Genomic DNA, 14,750 nt, shown 5'->3' on the forward strand with positions numbered 1-14,750 from the left:
AGACACCGAAACGCTCTGCATACTTTAGGCACCTAGCATTCGTCCGAGGTCCTTTGCCTGAGCCCGGGCGGGCGATCGGGGTCAGGCATAGGACATCAGGCAACCGTCAGCAAGCACCGATGCGCGTTGAAATAATCACCCCCGACAAGGAGCTCTTCAAGGGCGAGGCCACCGGTGTCACCGTACCCGGCGTGGATGGCAGCCTGGGCTTCCTGAACAACCATGCCCCGCTGATCACGGTGCTCAAGGCCGGTGAGGTGAAAGTGAAGACCGAGAAGGGCGAGGAGTCCTTCGCCGTGAAGGGCGGCGTGGTGGAGGTGATGAACAACACCGTGCTCGTGCTGGCGGAGTAGAGGCACGAATGAGCAAGACCACTGTGGAAGGGCGCCCGGAAGAGCGCCCTTCTATTTGGCCGTTGCTGGCACCACTGGCCGTATTGAGCGTTTGTGCTGATGCAGCCATCAGCCAGCACCCTGCTGGGTGGGGCTCGTTCAGCGGCTGCCGGCGGGTTCAGGACCCATGGATCTAGCTTTGCCCTGTGCCGAGCCAGCGCACCCCGTCAAGCAGCAGCGGAATCATCTTCTTCGACGGCGTTTGCGGCCTGTGCAACCGATTCGTTGACCGGTTGCTCCGGATTGACAGGTCCGCGCGCTTCCGTTTCGCGCCGCTGCAAGGGCCCACCGCGCAGGAGCAGCTTCCAGTCGGCCTGGCTCAAGGGCTTGAAAGCGTGGTCTACCTGCGCCGAGGCGTGGTGCTGCAGCGCTCGGCGGCGGCCATACGCATCCTCATGGACTTGGGCGGTTGGCGGCGCGGCTACGGTCTGCTGCTGCTGGTGCCAAGCTTCATCCGGGATGGAATCTATACTTGGGTGGCGCGCAACCGGTATGCCTGGTTCGGCAAGCGCGATGCGTGCCGCGTGCCGACGGAGGCGGAGCGCGGACGCTTCCTGCCCTAGGGCCGCGACCGGCCGTCGCGCTTCAGGTCCCTTTCCTTCTCCTTGAAGTACTTGCGGAAGAACCAGTTGCGCTGGAGGGCATTGAGGTTCTCATTGAGGGTGGCGGTCCCCTTCTCCAGGTTGGCAATGGAGCGCCGCACTTCGCCGGCCACGGCGGTGTCCCGGGTGAGGGTATGCGCAAGTCCCTGCGGGTCGTTGAGGCCCGTGCTGAAACGGTCGACCTGTCCGGCTGCACGGGCCAGCGAGTCGGAGAGGACCTGGAGCTGGTGGAGCAGGCCCTTCACCTGCTCCTCCGCCACGGGGTCGCCGATCAGGGTGCCTAGGGCGCCCTTGCCGCCGCGTACATCGGCCACGAGCTCGTTCACCTGTCGGGTGGCGGCGTGGGCGGCGGCGGCGGTGGCATTGAGCTCGCCTAGAGAGCCGCGGAGCTGGTCGGCCAGGACGGTGTCCGCGAACAGATCGATTACGCTGCCCGGCCTGTTGAGCCGTTCGGCCAGCTGCCGCAGGTCGGAGGTGATGGCGGCGAGGTTGTCGTTCGTGAGGTCGAGGGTGCGCAGCATGGCATCGGTGTCGAGCGGCACCGAGGTGGGCAGGACGGCCCCCTCCGCGAGCGGTTCGCCCGGGCCATCGCCCGGCTCCAGGTTCACCAGCTTGTTGCCCATGAGGCCGTCGGAGCCGATGGTGGCCACGGCGTTGCTGCGCAGGTGCTCGACCTGATCGGCGCGGATGGCCATGTCCACGCGCACGGTGCTGTCATTGACGATGGAGAGGCGCTCCACCGTGCCCACATTGATGCCGGCGTAGCGCACGTTGTTGCCCGGGCGCAGGCCGCCCACCTGCCTGAACTCGGCGCTCACGGTCATGGTGCTGCTGAAGAGCCCGCGCTTGCTGCCGAGCAGGTACAGGCCGACCACGAGCACCGCCGTGCCGATGAGCACGAAGAGCCCGAGGCGCGCGTTCACGTTCCCTTCCTTGGCCATCACATGAAAATGAAGAATGAGCGCACCACGGGGTCGTTCGAGGCGCGAAGATCGTCGTAGCTGCCCTCCACGTGGTTGCGTCCTTCGTGCAGGACGATGATGCGGTTGGCGGCGAGCTTCGCCACGTTGAGGTCGTGCGAGATGATGATGGAGGAGGTGTTGTAGCTGCGCTGCAGTTGCAGGATCAGCTCAACGATCTCCTTGCCGGTGATCGGGTCGAGGCCGGTGGTCGGCTCGTCGTAGAGCACGATCTCCGGCTTCAGGATCAGCGTGCGCGCCAGCCCGATGCGCCGCTTCATGCCGCCGCTGAGCTCGCTGGGGTAAAGGTCGCGCGTGTGCGGGAGGCCCACGGCGTTGAGCACTTCCTCAACGAGGTCGTTGGTACTGCGGGCATCGCGGGCCAGCCAATGCCTGCGGAGGGGGAACTCCAGGTTCTCCTGCACGGTCATGCTGTCGTAAAGCGCGCTGCTCTGGAACAGGAAGCCGATGCGGACGCGCAGCCTGTCGAGCTCCTCCTGCCCCAGGGCCAGCACATCCTGGCCCAGCACGCGGATGCTGCCGGCATCGGGCTGGAGCAGCCGGACGATGCATTTGATGCAGACGCTCTTGCCGCTCCCGCTCTTGCCCAGCACCATCAGGTTCTCGCCGCGCCGCAGGTCGAGGTCGAAGCCATTGAGCACCCTATTGGCGCCGAAGGCCTTCACCAGGCCGCGTACCTCCACCACGCGCTCGTCGGTGATGGCGGCTTGCGGGGCCTGGGGCACGGTCAGGGTTTCCATCTCAATTGAGGCCGAGGATGTCCGTGATCTGCACGGCGATGAGGTCGAGGATGAAGATGAGCAGCGAGGCGGTGACCACGGCGGTGTGCGCGGCTTGCCCGACCCCCTCCGTGCCCTTCTCGGTGGCATAGCCGCGGTAGCAGCCCACGATGCCGATGGCGAAGCCGAAGAAGTAGCTCTTGATGAAGGCCGGCACGAAGTCGGAGAACTCCAGCGAATCGAAGACCTGCCGGTAGAACAGGTCCCAGCTCACGTCATCCTTGATGTTCACGCCGATCCAGGTGGCCCAGATGGCGATGGCATCGCTCAGCACCACGAGCACCGGAAGCATCAGGGTCGTGCTCCAGACCCGGGTCACGACCAGGTAGCGGAAGGGATTGGTGCCGCTCACCTCCATGGCGTCGATCTGCTCGGTCACCTTCATGCTGCCGAGCTCTGCGCCCATGCTGCTGCCGATCTTGCCCGCTCCGATGAGCGCGGTGATCACAGGGGCGATCTCGCGCACCACGCTGATGGCCACCATGGCCGGGAGCATGCTGGCTGCCCCGAACCGCTCGAGGGTGGGCCTGCTCTGCACGGTGAGCACCAGGCCCATGATGAAGGCCGTGATGCCCACCAGGGGAAGCGAGCGGTAGCCGTTCAGGAAGCATTGGCGGAAGAGCTCGCTCCATTCAAAGCGGGCGTGGAACGCATTCGCGAAGAAGCGGCCCGCGAAGGCGGTGATGTCGCCGACCTCCTCCAGCATGGCGCGGAGTCCCTTTACTGTGGCCATGGCCCGGTGTTCAGCGGGGGAAGATACCCCGTGAGACGGCTTCCGGTCATGATGATGGGCACGATGGGACCCGGTGTGGGGCATTCACCCGGCCGGGTGCATTTTCGCGGCCCCATGCCGTGGTCCTGCGCGCGCCGAGTGCTCCTGTCCGGGTGCATCGCCTTCGCCGGAGGGCTGCATGGCCAGGGCACGGACGCGCAGCGTCTGGACACCGTGCAGGTCACGGCTACGCGCATCACCAGCCCGCTCCCCCGCACCGCACGCCATCTGCAGGTGCTGGATTCGCTGCGCATTGCAACCGCTCCGCGGCCGGAGGTGAGCGAACTGCTCCGCACGGCCACCTTGGTCGACGTCCGCCAGCGTGGACCGTTCGATGCACAGACCGACATCGGAATCCGTGGAGGCACCTTCGACCAGGCCCTGGTGCTCGTGGACGGCATACCCATGACCGACCCGCAGACCGGGCACCACCTGATGAACCTGCCGCTGCTGGGCGATGCCATTGAACGGATCGAGGTGCTCTACGGCGGTGCGGCCCGCACCTTCGGCGCCAATGCCATGACGGGCGCGATCAACGTGCTGACCCGCGCTCCGGAGGGCCGCAAGGGAAGCCTGCAGGTGGAGGGCGGGGAGTTCGGCGCCCGCCTGGTGCGGGCAGCGCAGGACATCGGAGGGGCCAAAGGCGGGGTGCGCCTCTCCGCATTCCACGGAAGGCACGCCGGCTATGTGCCCAACAGCGACATGGACCGCACCGGCGGACACCTTTCCGCGCTGTACCGGATCCGGCGCGTGGTGGTGAAGGGCCAGCTCGCCGGGCTGCACCGGCGTTTCGGCGCCCAGAACCACTACTCGTCCACGTTCCCCGATCAGCAGGAGATCATCGGCAGCTACCTCGCGGCCGCAGAGGTGCGCAATGAGGAGGCCCCCTGGCCGTGGAGCATCAAGGCCTATGGGCGGCGCCACGACGACCGTTTCCAGCTGTTCCGGGAGAGCGAGGGGTACTACCGCTATGCCGGTGGCTTCTTCATCCGCGGCGAGGCCGATACCGCAAGATTCGCGCCCACCCTCTTCTACACCTTCCACAACCGGCACCGCACCCAGGTTTCGGGCGCCGATGCCAGTGTGAAGCGGCGGTGGCGGGCAGGCACCACCGCCATCGGGGCGCATGCCCGGCTGGAGCGCATCCTGAGCAATGTGCTGGGCGAGCCGATGGCGCAGCCCATCGCGGCCAGGGGAGCGCGCGAGGCGTTCACGCGCCGGGCCGAGCGCCGCAACCTTGCGCTTCATCTCGACCACCGCTCGGAGCTGGGCCGCTGGGGCGTGGACGCGGGTGTGCTGCTCAACGTCAATTCGGATTTCGCGCCCGAGTGGGCGCCGGGGATCGACCTGCATCATCGGTGGTCCCAGGGGCAGGTGTCCTACGTGAACGCAGGCCGCGCCTTCCGGTTCCCGACCTGGACGGACCTCTACTACACGCGGGGCGGTGCCCAAGGGAGCAAGGACCTCCGCGCAGAGCACGCCGACCAGGTGGAGGTGGGCCATCGCATGCACGGTGCAGCGTGGAGCCTGGTGGTTTGCGCATGGCGCCGCAAGGGCATGGACCTGATCGACTGGCGGCGCCTGCCCGGCGATCCGGTGACGCGGGCCGCCAATCTCACCGTGGTGGACCTGAACGGCATCGAGATCCAGTTCGATCTCCGGCCTGGCCGCAGGAACGGCGGAGGGGGGCTGCTCTATGGCTACCAGTGGTCGGATCAGCGGTCCTTCCCCTTCGCCTCGCTCTACGTGCTCGACCACCTCGAGCATCACGCCGTGCTGTGGTGGGCTCAGCGCCTTGCTCGGCGTTGGATGTTCCGCGCGGACCTGTCGTGGCGCACGCGTAACGGCACCTATGCCAGCTTTCCGGACGGACGGGAGCTGGCCTATCCCTCACCGCTGCGGCTCGATGTGCGCATGGATAGGAGGCTGGGACCGCTCACCGTGCATGTGGGCGTCACCAACCTCCTGGATGCGGCGCAGGTGGATCGCGGCAACGTGGCGCTGCCGGGCCGCTGGCTCACGGCAGGGGTAAGGGTGGATTGGGGCCGCTGAGGCCACCCGCTGTGACCACCGGTCCGGCCGATCCATGCGCGGCCCGGAAGCCGATGGCGCCCCGTCTATCTTCGCCGCCACGCATGCTTGAGCTGCACGGGATCACCAAGCGCTTCGGCGCCTTCACCGCCCTCGACGGCATCACCATGGAGGTGCCTTCCGGGCAGGTCTTCGGCCTCCTCGGCCCCAACGGGGCGGGCAAGACCACGCTCATCCGCATCATCACCCGCATCACCGGCCCTGATGAGGGGCGCGTGCTGCTCGACGGGCACGAGATGGGGCCTGATGACGTCGCGCGCATGGGCTATCTCCCCGAGGAGCGCGGGCTGTACAAGAAGATGAAGGTGGGTGAGCAGGCCCTCTACCTGGCGCAGCTCAAGGGCCTGAAGAGGGGCGATGCCGCCAGGCGCCTGAAGGCATGGTTCGAGCGATGGGAGATGACGGGCTGGTGGAACAAGAAGGTGGAGGAGCTCAGCAAGGGCATGGCGCAGAAGGTGCAGTTCATCACCACCGTGCTCCACGAGCCCCGGCTGCTCATCCTCGATGAGCCCTTCAGCGGCTTCGACCCCATCAACGCCGAGCTGATCCGCAGCGAGATCCTCCGCCTGCGCGATGCAGGCGTCACCGTGATGCTGAGCACCCACAGCATGCCGAGCGTGGAGGAGCTGTGCGACCACATCGGCCTCATCGACAGGGCGCGCCTGATGCTGCATGGGGATGTGCGCGAGATCCGCAGGCGCTACTCCGATAGCACCTACCGGATCGAGTACAAGGGCAGCAGGGTGGCGCTGGCCAACGCCCTGGCCTTCACCGGCGAGCTGCTCGAGGCCGAGGAGAGCGGCGAGCACAGCCGCGCGCGCATCCGGCTGGGGAAGGGCGCAAAGCTCAACGATGTGCTGCGCCAGCTCCTGCCCACGGTGGAGATCCATGGCGTGCAGGAGGAGGTGCCCCGCATGCACGACATCTTCATCCGGGTGGTGAGCGAGCGCGATCCGGGAGCCGTTGCAAAAGGGATGACGGAATGAGCCATCGCCCCTGCGGACCGCACGCCGGCCGCCCTGGCCGCGCACACGCTCGCATGATAACCTGCGCACATGAATAAGATCCGCCTCATCATCTGGCGCGAGTTCATCACCCGCGTGCGGAAGCCCAGCTTCCTGATCATGACGATCCTGGGGCCCGTGCTCATCACCGGGGCGATCCTGGCCATGGCGTGGATCGGCGCTCAGGAGGCCACGGATCACCAGGTGCTGGTGGTGGACCCCGAGGGGGTGATCGGCCGCAGGCTCGAGGACGGCCGCAACGTCCGGTTCTTCCTCGATGGCCACCAGTGGACGGATTCGGCCTTCAAGGCCAGCCCCTTCACCGTGCGGATCAACCTCCTGCCCGGCGTGCTCAACGACCCGCGGGCCGATCTCTACTACAAGTCGCTGCCCAGCGAGTTCGTGATGAACCACATCCGCGGGCAGCTCGACAAGAGCATTGAGCTCGCCCGGCTCCAGCAGGCCAGCATCGATCCCGAGGCCTTCGAGCGCGTGCGACGGCCGCTCGACATCCGCAGCTTCGACATCGAGGACGTGGACAATGAGTCCTTCGCCCAGGAGCGTGCGATGATCGGGTTCTTCTTCGGCTACTTCATGTTCATCTTCATCTTCATGTACGGTGTGCAGGTGATGCGCGGCGTGATGGAGGAGAAGCAGAACCGGATCGTCGAGGTGCTCATCAGCAGCGTGCGCCCCTTCCAGCTCATGATGGGCAAGATCGTGGGCGTGGCCATGGTCGGATTCACGCAGTTCATGCTCTGGATCGGCATCACCGTCATCATGGTGGTGGTGGGCCTGGCCCTGTTCGCCAGCTCGGGGTTCGACCCCGCCACGCTCGCGGAGAACGGCATGACCGCCCAGGTGGAGCAGCAGCTGCTGGAGCAGCAGGGCGCAGCACCCAAGGCCGTGGACAGCGACAAGGTGATGGACCTGATCGCGCAGGTGAACATCCCCCTGGTGCTGGCCGTGTTCGCCTTCTTCTTCATCGGGGGCTACCTGCTCTACAGCTCGCTGCTCGCGGCCATCGGCAGCGCCGTGGACAGCGAGACGGACACGCAGCAGTTCATGTTCCCGGTGACGCTGCCCATGATCGTGGCCATCTTCATCGCGCAGCTGGGCGTGCTCAATCCCGAGAGCCCGGCCGTGCTCTGGGGAAGCCTTGTGCCCTTCACCGCCCCGATCGTGATGATGGTGCGGGTGGTGATGGGGACGGTGCCGGCCTGGCAGCTCTTGCTGAGCATGGCCCTGCTGGTGGCCACCTTCATCGGCAGCGTGTGGCTGGCCGGCCGCATCTACCGCACCGGCATCCTCATGTACGGCAAGAAGGTGAGCTGGAAGGAATTGGGGAGGTGGTTGATGTACAATGGCTGAGGGCTGCAGGCCGGCCGACTGCAGCGTCGATCCACGGGATCGACGTTGACGCATGAACGCAATCATCGACCTCGGCACGAACACCTTCAACCTGCTGGTCTTTGAGCAGGGAGAGAGGGGGCTGCGCATCATCCACAGCGAGGAGCTGCCGGTGTTCCTCGGAAGGGGAGGCATCGAACAGGGGCTTATCGCGTCGGACGCCTTCGAGCGCGGCATGGAGGCGCTGCGGCTGCACAAGGCCACGGCCTTGGGGCATGGCGTCGGGCGCATCCGCGGCTTCGGCACCTCGATGCTGCGCAACGCGCGCAATGCGGAGGAGTTCGTGCGGGCGGCGGAGCGTGAGCTCGGCATCACGATCGGCATCATACCCGGAGACCGGGAGGCGGAGCTGATCCTGGCGGGCGTGCGTCAGGCCGTGCGCTTCGGAGCGCAGCCCTCGCTGGTGATGGACATCGGCGGCGGCAGCACTGAGTTCATCCTGGCCACCGACAAGGCGCTGATGTGGAAGCGCAGCTTCGAGCTGGGCGTGACGCGCCTGCGCGAGCGGATCCCCATCAGCGACCCCATCACACTGGAGCAGGAGGCCCGCATCGCCGCGCACCTTGACGATCGGCTGGCGGCGCTCTATGCCGTGGTGGAGCGCCAGGAGCCGCATGTGCTCGTGGGGAGTGCGGGCAGCTTCGATTCATTGGCGCGCATCATCAGCGCCGGGCGCGGCGAGGCGCTCGCTCCCGATGCCGTCACGCTCAGCTTCCCGGCCCTGGAGTTCGATGCCCTCAAGGACCGGCTGCTGCGCATGAGCCGCGCGGAGCGCCTGCAGGTGCCCGGCCTGCCCGCGCACCGCGTGGACACCATGCCCTACGCGCTCATCCAGGTCGACCGCGTGCTCCTGGCCGGTGGCATCCGCGAGCTCGCATGGAGCAGGTACGCCCTGAAGGAGGGGGCGGCAGTGGCCTAGGTCGGGAGCGAACCGCCTATTTTGGGCGGCATGTCCCGCAAGCATCGCCACCGGCTGCTCAAGCGCATGCCTGTCCCGAGGCGGGCCACGGAGGAAGGGAGCCGCTATCGCCGCGCACGCCGGCTGCATGCGATGCGCGTCACCTTCCGGCGCAGGCTGAAGGATGTGGTCTTCATCACGTTGGGCGTCTTCAGCGCAGCGTTCGGGCTCGAGGGATTCCTGATACCGAACGCCTTCATCGACGGTGGCGCCACCGGCATCGCCCTGCTCTGCACGCACCTCACGGGCCTCCCTCTGCCCGTGCTTCTGGTGCTGGTGAACGCGCCCTTCATGGTGGCGGCCTACCGCATCATCGGCAGGGAGTTCGCCTTCAAGACCTCCGTGGCCATCGCTGCGCTGGCCCTGGTCACGGCAACGGTGCATTTCCCTGATGTCACGCACGACAAGCTCCTGGTGGCGGTCTTCGGCGGCTTCTTCCTCGGTGCGGGCATCGGCCTTGCGGTGCGCGGGGGCAGCGTCATCGACGGCACCGAGGTGGTGGCGCTCTACCTGAGCCGGAAGCTGGGCACCACCATCGGCGACATCATCATGGTGATCAACGTGGTCATCTTCGGCGCCGCGGCCTGGCTGCTGGGCGTGGAGACCGCGCTCTACGCCATGGTCACCTACCTGGCCGCCAGCAAGACGGTCGATTTCGTGATCGAAGGCATCGAGGAGTACACCGGCCTCACCATCATCAGCCCGCACCACGCCGAGCTGCGGCACATGATCAGCCATGTGATGGGCCGGGGCATGACCGTGTATGCGGGGAGGCGCGGCTACGGCAAGGACGGACTCAGCCACGAGACGGAGATCATCTATTGCGTCATCACCCGGCTCGAGCTCAGCCGCGTGCTCACCGAGATCGAGAAGATCGACCCCCATGCTTTCGTGGTGATGAGCCCCGTGAAGGACACGCGCGGCGGGATGATCAAGAAGCGGCCGCTGCAGCATTGAGCGGACAGCCGCCAGGGAGCGCCCAGCCGAACGGATGCCATATTTGCCAACCGCGGAGAAGACCGCTGCTACCCATGGCCCACATCCTCATCATCGACGACGAGAAGGCGATCCGCGCCGCACTGCGCGACATCCTCGAGCACGAGAAGCACAAGGTGGACGAGGCGGAGGACGGCGCCGCAGGACTGGAGAAGGCCACCAAGGGCCGATTCGACCTGGTCCTCTGCGACATCAAGATGCCCAAGGTGGACGGCATCGAGGTGCTGGAGAGGTTGCAGGCCCATGATCCCGACCTGCCCGTGGTGATGATCAGCGGCCATGGCACCATCGATACCGCGGTGGATGCGCTCAAGAAGGGCGCCTTCGACTTCATCCAGAAGCCCCCCGACATCAACCGCATCCTGGTCAGCGTCCGCAATGCGCTGGACCGTGGCAGCCTGGTGCAGGAGACCAAGGTGCTCCGCAGCAAGGTGGGCAGGGCCAAGGCCGGAGGCGTGCAGATGATCGGCGAGAGCAAGGCGCTGCAGCAGATCCGGGAGATGATCGAGAAGGTGGCCCCCAGCGATGCGCGCGTGCTCATCACCGGCGGGAACGGCGCAGGCAAGGAGGGGGTGGCCCGGCTCATCCACCAGAGGAGCGCCCGCGTCAACGGCCCCTATATCGAGGTGAACTGCGCCGCCATACCAGGCGAGCTGATCGAGAGCGAGCTCTTCGGCCACATGAAGGGTAGCTTCACCAGCGCCATCAAGGACCGCAAGGGCAAGTTCGAGCTGGCCCACGGCGGCACCCTGTTCCTCGACGAGATCGGCGACATGGCACTCGCGGCGCAGGCCAAGGTGCTGCGCGCGCTCCAGGAGGGCCGCATCACCCCCGTGGGGGGCGACAAGGACATCCAGGTGGATGTGCGCGTGATCGCCGCCACCAACAAGGACCTGAAGAAGGAGATCGCCGAGGGCCGCTTCCGGGAGGACCTGTTCCACCGCCTCAACGTCATTCCCATCCATGTGCCCAGCCTGAGCGAGCGGCTGGAGGACATCCCCCTGCTGGCAGACCACTTCATCGAGCAGGTCTGCACCGAGCAGGGCATCGCCCCCAAGAGGATCGCCGACAAGGCCATCAAGGAGCTTCAGCGGCTGCCGTGGACCGGCAACGTGCGCGAGCTGCGCAATGTGGTGGAGCGCCTGGTGATCCTCAGCGGCAAGGAGATCACCGAGGCCGATGTGAAGGCCTATGCGGTGCCGCGCTCCTGAGGCCGGCTTGGGCCGAACCGTTGGTGGATCGGGCGCAGCCGTTGGCTGAACTCACATACGGTTGGGGATAGAAGGAGCCGTTGACAGGCAACCGGGGCCCTCTGGAGCCGTCTCTTTGGTGGAACCCGCCTGGAATCGGTGCATCCCGTAAAACCAAGCCTGCACGCCATGGACTACCTGATCGCCTTCCACGACTACTTCTACAAGACCCTCGGCATGGGCAACGCCTTCTACTATGCCCTGGGCTTCATCGCGGCCATCGCCATCCTGGCGCAATGGCGCCTCTACGAGAAGTGCCGTCAGCCCGGGATCGCGGCCTTCATCCCGGTCTGGAACGTCATCGTCTTCATGCGCATCGTGGGCCGTCCGGCGAGCGATGCCTGGAAGGTGCTCATCCCCCTCTATGGCCAGCTCTACTTCATCCCCAAGGTGTGGATCGAGGTGGTGCAGTGCTTCGGCAAGCGCAGCATGCTCGATTACGTGCTCGTGATCGCGCTCAACGGCCTCTACGTGATGAACTTGGCCTTCAATGAGAGCGACCAATACCTCGGCCCCCTGCGCAATGCCACCTACCTGCCGCCGCCCACGAAGCTGAACAAAGGCGGTGCCCGCCCTCAGTTGGCGTGAAGTAGCCCGTAGCACCTCACGCCGCAACAAGGCCCTTCCGACCGGAAGGGCTTTGTTGTTTCGGGTCAGCTCAACAACTCCGCCGCCTTCTTCAACGCTTCTGCCATGCCACCGGGCTCCTTGCCGCCGGCCGTGGCGAAGTCGGGTTGGCCACCGCCACCGCCCTTGATCAGCGGACCGATCTGCTTGATGATGTCGACCGCCTTGAGACCTGTGGCCTCCATAGCCTGCTTTCCGAGCGATACTTCCAGCAATTACAGATCGGGGAGCAAGGGTGTAACGCTGCCGGCTTATTCCGCTATCGTTGCATTCCAGTTACATTGAACTACCTCTTGGAGTCGGCTCGTTGTTGGATTAGCTTCGCTTACCTCAGTTCTGAAGCAACCATAAGAACTTCAACACTTCCAACGCCATGAAGCACCTGATACTCGCCATTACGCTGTCCGTGAGCTTCACCCCCCCCCCATTTGCAAGCGCAGCTTGAGCTGCCGGATTACTACGGCGAAGCCTGCAAGGAGATCATCGGTTTCTGGGAGAACGAAGGCCAACTCAAATACCCGGACGGATCGCCAGTGGACCCGGTCCTCTATTACTCGCAAGGCACCATGCCACGGGCCTATTTCCGTAAGAACAGCACCATGAGCATCGTAGTTCACGAGCCAACTTCCTTGCTGCCGAATGCGCCGCTGCTCGCGCACCGCCTGGATGTGCGGCCCTATTTGGCAGCCAATGTGGATCCCATGGCGAACGTAGTGAAGGACCACTACAAGAAGTTCTACCTGCCATGGTGCGGACCGAACGGTGTACATGCACAGGGCTACGACTGGCTGAAGTACCCGGATGTGTATGACAACATCGACATGGTCTTCTACAGCGGCAGCGGGGGACAGAAGATGGCCTTTTACTGCTGGCCCGGCAGCGACCCCACCAAGCTGGCACTGCAATTCTGGGGACAGGATAGCCTGAAGGTGGACGTGGCGGGCTTCCTGAAGATCTGGAAGAACGGCACCTGGGTGAAACTGGATGAGGCCGTGGCCTATCAGGTAGGTAACAACAACGAGGTGATCCCTCTGGCCTGGAACGCCAGCTATGTGAACCCCAACAACGACGACGTGATCGAGATCGCCTTCGACAGCTACGACACTTCTCTTCCATTGGTGCTGCAGATCGGCCCCACGCCTGTCTCGGCCTCCTCCGATGCGCAAGGCTTCTGCTGGAACACCTTCTATGGCGGCAACGAGCGTGAAGAAGTGTTCGGAACAACCACCGATGCCGATGGGAACTTCTACGCCACCGGCTACACGTATAGTGCCCTCACCTTTCCGAACGTGACCGGATCTTCCATCATCAACAGCACGAATGCTGTGGTGCTGGCGAAGTTCGACCCGTTGCACGATGAGCAATGGACCCTCTTCTACGGCGGCAGCGATGAGCAGAGCGGCGAGGCCGTGGTGGCTCGTTCACCCAACGAGATCTACATCACCGGGTGGACGGTGGCCACGGATCTGTTCACATGGAATCAATCCGGGGCGTATTACGATGCAACCGACAACCAATTCACCGCAAAAGGCTTCATCGCAAAGTTCGATGCCTTTGGCACCATCCAGTGGGGCACCTACTTCGGCGATGGCAATGAGTGGTTGCGTGGCATGGCGCTGGATAGCCAAGGACGCCTGATGGTGGTGGGAACCTGCACCAGCACCTTCCCGGCGCAATCGGCCAGCGGCGCCACCAGTTGGAGCCAGGCAGGTGGGCGCGACATCCTGCTGGCACGCTTCGCCCCGAACGATGCGCTACAATGGTGTACGGCCTACGGCGGCAGCGGCGATGACGATGCGCACGATGTCGCCTTTATCCAGGACCGCGCAGTGGTGCTGGGGCAGTCGACGAGCAGCAATTTGCCCATGGTGAACGGAGGCAGTGGCTCCTTCAACCAGACCAGCTCGGGTGGGCAGACCGATATGAACCTGCTCGCCTTCAACGGCAGCGGCACCTGTACTTGGGCCACCTACCTAGGCGGTAGCGGCATCGATGAGCCAGGCTTCAATGGGTTGTGCATCACGGAGAATGGCGATATCGCGGTCGGGGGCGTCAGCTACAGCACCAACATGCCTACACAGAATGCCAGTGGGTTCTATCAAGCCGCAGGCAGCACGAACGGCGCGGGCTACCTGGCCCGCTTCAACGGCGGCACACGCGCGCTCAACTGGGCCACGCACATCGGCGGGGCGCAGCTCACGCGCCTCGAGGGTGTGGAGCAACTGGGCAACAAGCTCTTCGCCTTCGGTTTCAGCAACGATGGAGGGTTGAGCAACGTGCAGACGAATGGACTGTATACCCAAGGCTTCAACCCCGGCCAAGCCGCTGCTCAGAACGGTAAGGACGCGATCTTGATGGCCTTCGATGCCAACACCGCTCTGGCTTACAGCACCTACGTGGGCGGCACCGAAGGCGGCATCGGCGAAGCCATCCGGCACATGGCCTACCACGATGGCACCGCCTACTTCGCTGGGGTCACCAGCCCCAGCTTCCCCTTTGTGGACGATTTCCCCTTGCACGACCCCGGCCCGCCCGCCTACTTCAAAGGCAGCTGGCTGGCCGGTGATTTCTGGATGGATTGGTTCCTCGGCGCGCTTTGCACGGGCAGCTTCACCGGGGCGGTGGGGATCGCTGAATGGACCGGCGGCGATGGCCTTGCGGTGGTGCCGATCGGCGGTGGCCAATATCAAGTCGTTATGCCTTTGGGCACGGTATACCGCTTACGCGTGGTGGATGCGGTTGGGCGTGAGGTGCGATCGTTTTCGCCGGTGGTGACTTCCGGCAACACCATCCTTGACTTCCAGCCCTATGCGGATGGACTCTACGTAGTGCAGGTGCTGGAGCCGACAGGATCCCGAAGCGTACAACTTGTACATACGCGCTGAGCCA

At 65.0% G+C, this 14,750-nt stretch carries 14 protein-coding genes; 10 read left to right on the forward strand and 4 right to left on the reverse strand.

The window, feature by feature from the left end; translation table 11 throughout:
- Positions 1 to 119: 119 nt before the first annotated feature.
- Positions 120 to 353 carry an ATP synthase F1 subunit epsilon gene (atpC, locus tag QY325_14915; protein ID WKZ66047.1) on the forward strand — a complete coding sequence of 78 codons (234 nt, stop codon included), beginning with the start codon at positions 120 to 122 and terminating at the stop codon, positions 351 to 353.
- 185 nt (positions 354 to 538) lie between these two features.
- Positions 539 to 955: a DCC1-like thiol-disulfide oxidoreductase family protein gene (locus QY325_14920; protein WKZ66048.1), complete on the forward strand. Its 417-nt coding sequence runs from the start codon at positions 539 to 541 to the stop codon at positions 953 to 955.
- Here the strand turns inward: QY325_14920 and QY325_14925 are convergent.
- Genes QY325_14925 through QY325_14935 form a run of 3 tightly spaced genes read right to left on the reverse strand, consistent with a single transcriptional unit; the run spans position 952 to position 3,486 of the window.
- Positions 952 to 1,935, reverse strand: a complete 984-nt coding sequence (locus QY325_14925; GenBank protein WKZ66049.1) for an MlaD family protein — start codon at positions 1,933 to 1,935, stop codon at positions 952 to 954. The two genes, QY325_14920 and QY325_14925, sit on opposite strands and share 4 nt — an antisense overlap.
- Positions 1,935 to 2,714, reverse strand: a complete 780-nt coding sequence (locus tag QY325_14930; GenBank protein WKZ66050.1) for an ATP-binding cassette domain-containing protein — start codon at positions 2,712 to 2,714, stop codon at positions 1,935 to 1,937. The genes QY325_14925 and QY325_14930 overlap by 1 nt, the downstream gene beginning before the upstream one ends.
- Before the next feature lies 1 nt (position 2,715).
- Positions 2,716 to 3,486: an ABC transporter permease gene (locus QY325_14935; protein WKZ66051.1), complete on the reverse strand. Its 771-nt coding sequence runs from the start codon at positions 3,484 to 3,486 to the stop codon at positions 2,716 to 2,718.
- Positions 3,487 to 3,600: 114 nt separating this feature from the next.
- On the opposite strand from QY325_14935, the gene QY325_14940 reads away from it, so the two are divergent.
- From QY325_14940 to QY325_14970, 7 genes are all read left to right on the forward strand, one after another.
- The gene (locus tag QY325_14940) at positions 3,601 to 5,577 is read left to right on the forward strand and encodes a TonB-dependent receptor (protein ID WKZ66052.1); all 1,977 of its coding nucleotides are present in this window, start codon (positions 3,601 to 3,603) and stop codon (positions 5,575 to 5,577) included.
- Between the two features lie 83 nt (positions 5,578 to 5,660).
- Positions 5,661 to 6,602, forward strand: a complete 942-nt coding sequence (locus tag QY325_14945) for an ATP-binding cassette domain-containing protein (protein ID WKZ66053.1) — start codon at positions 5,661 to 5,663, stop codon at positions 6,600 to 6,602.
- 69 nt (positions 6,603 to 6,671) lie between these two features.
- On the forward strand, positions 6,672 to 7,991 hold the full coding sequence (locus QY325_14950) for an ABC transporter permease (GenBank protein WKZ66054.1): 1,320 nt from the start codon (positions 6,672 to 6,674) through the stop codon (positions 7,989 to 7,991).
- A gap of 52 nt (positions 7,992 to 8,043) precedes the next feature.
- The gene (locus QY325_14955; protein ID WKZ66055.1) at positions 8,044 to 8,949 is read left to right on the forward strand and encodes a hypothetical protein; all 906 of its coding nucleotides are present in this window, start codon (positions 8,044 to 8,046) and stop codon (positions 8,947 to 8,949) included.
- 30 nt (positions 8,950 to 8,979) lie between these two features.
- The gene (locus QY325_14960) at positions 8,980 to 9,945 is read left to right on the forward strand and encodes a YitT family protein (GenBank protein WKZ66056.1); all 966 of its coding nucleotides are present in this window, start codon (positions 8,980 to 8,982) and stop codon (positions 9,943 to 9,945) included.
- A gap of 74 nt (positions 9,946 to 10,019) precedes the next feature.
- On the forward strand, positions 10,020 to 11,195 hold the full coding sequence (locus QY325_14965) for a sigma-54 dependent transcriptional regulator (GenBank protein WKZ66057.1): 1,176 nt from the start codon (positions 10,020 to 10,022) through the stop codon (positions 11,193 to 11,195).
- A 168-nt stretch (positions 11,196 to 11,363) separates the two neighbouring features.
- A complete protein-coding gene (locus tag QY325_14970) occupies positions 11,364 to 11,822 on the forward strand; it encodes a DUF5684 domain-containing protein (GenBank protein WKZ66058.1) in 459 nt (152 codons plus the stop codon).
- A 65-nt stretch (positions 11,823 to 11,887) separates the two neighbouring features.
- Here the strand turns inward: QY325_14970 and QY325_14975 are convergent, their stop codons facing one another.
- Positions 11,888 to 12,046: a DHHA1 domain-containing protein gene (locus QY325_14975; protein ID WKZ66059.1), complete on the reverse strand. Its 159-nt coding sequence runs from the start codon at positions 12,044 to 12,046 to the stop codon at positions 11,888 to 11,890.
- A gap of 243 nt (positions 12,047 to 12,289) precedes the next feature.
- Between QY325_14975 and QY325_14980 the strand changes: the two genes are divergently transcribed.
- Positions 12,290 to 14,746, forward strand: a complete 2,457-nt coding sequence (locus tag QY325_14980) for a hypothetical protein (protein ID WKZ66060.1) — start codon at positions 12,290 to 12,292, stop codon at positions 14,744 to 14,746.
- The last annotated feature ends 4 nt before the right edge of the window (positions 14,747 to 14,750 follow it).

This window comes from Flavobacteriales bacterium, assembly GCA_030584065.1.
Classification (GTDB): domain Bacteria; phylum Bacteroidota; class Bacteroidia; order Flavobacteriales_F; family PHOS-HE28; genus PHOS-HE28.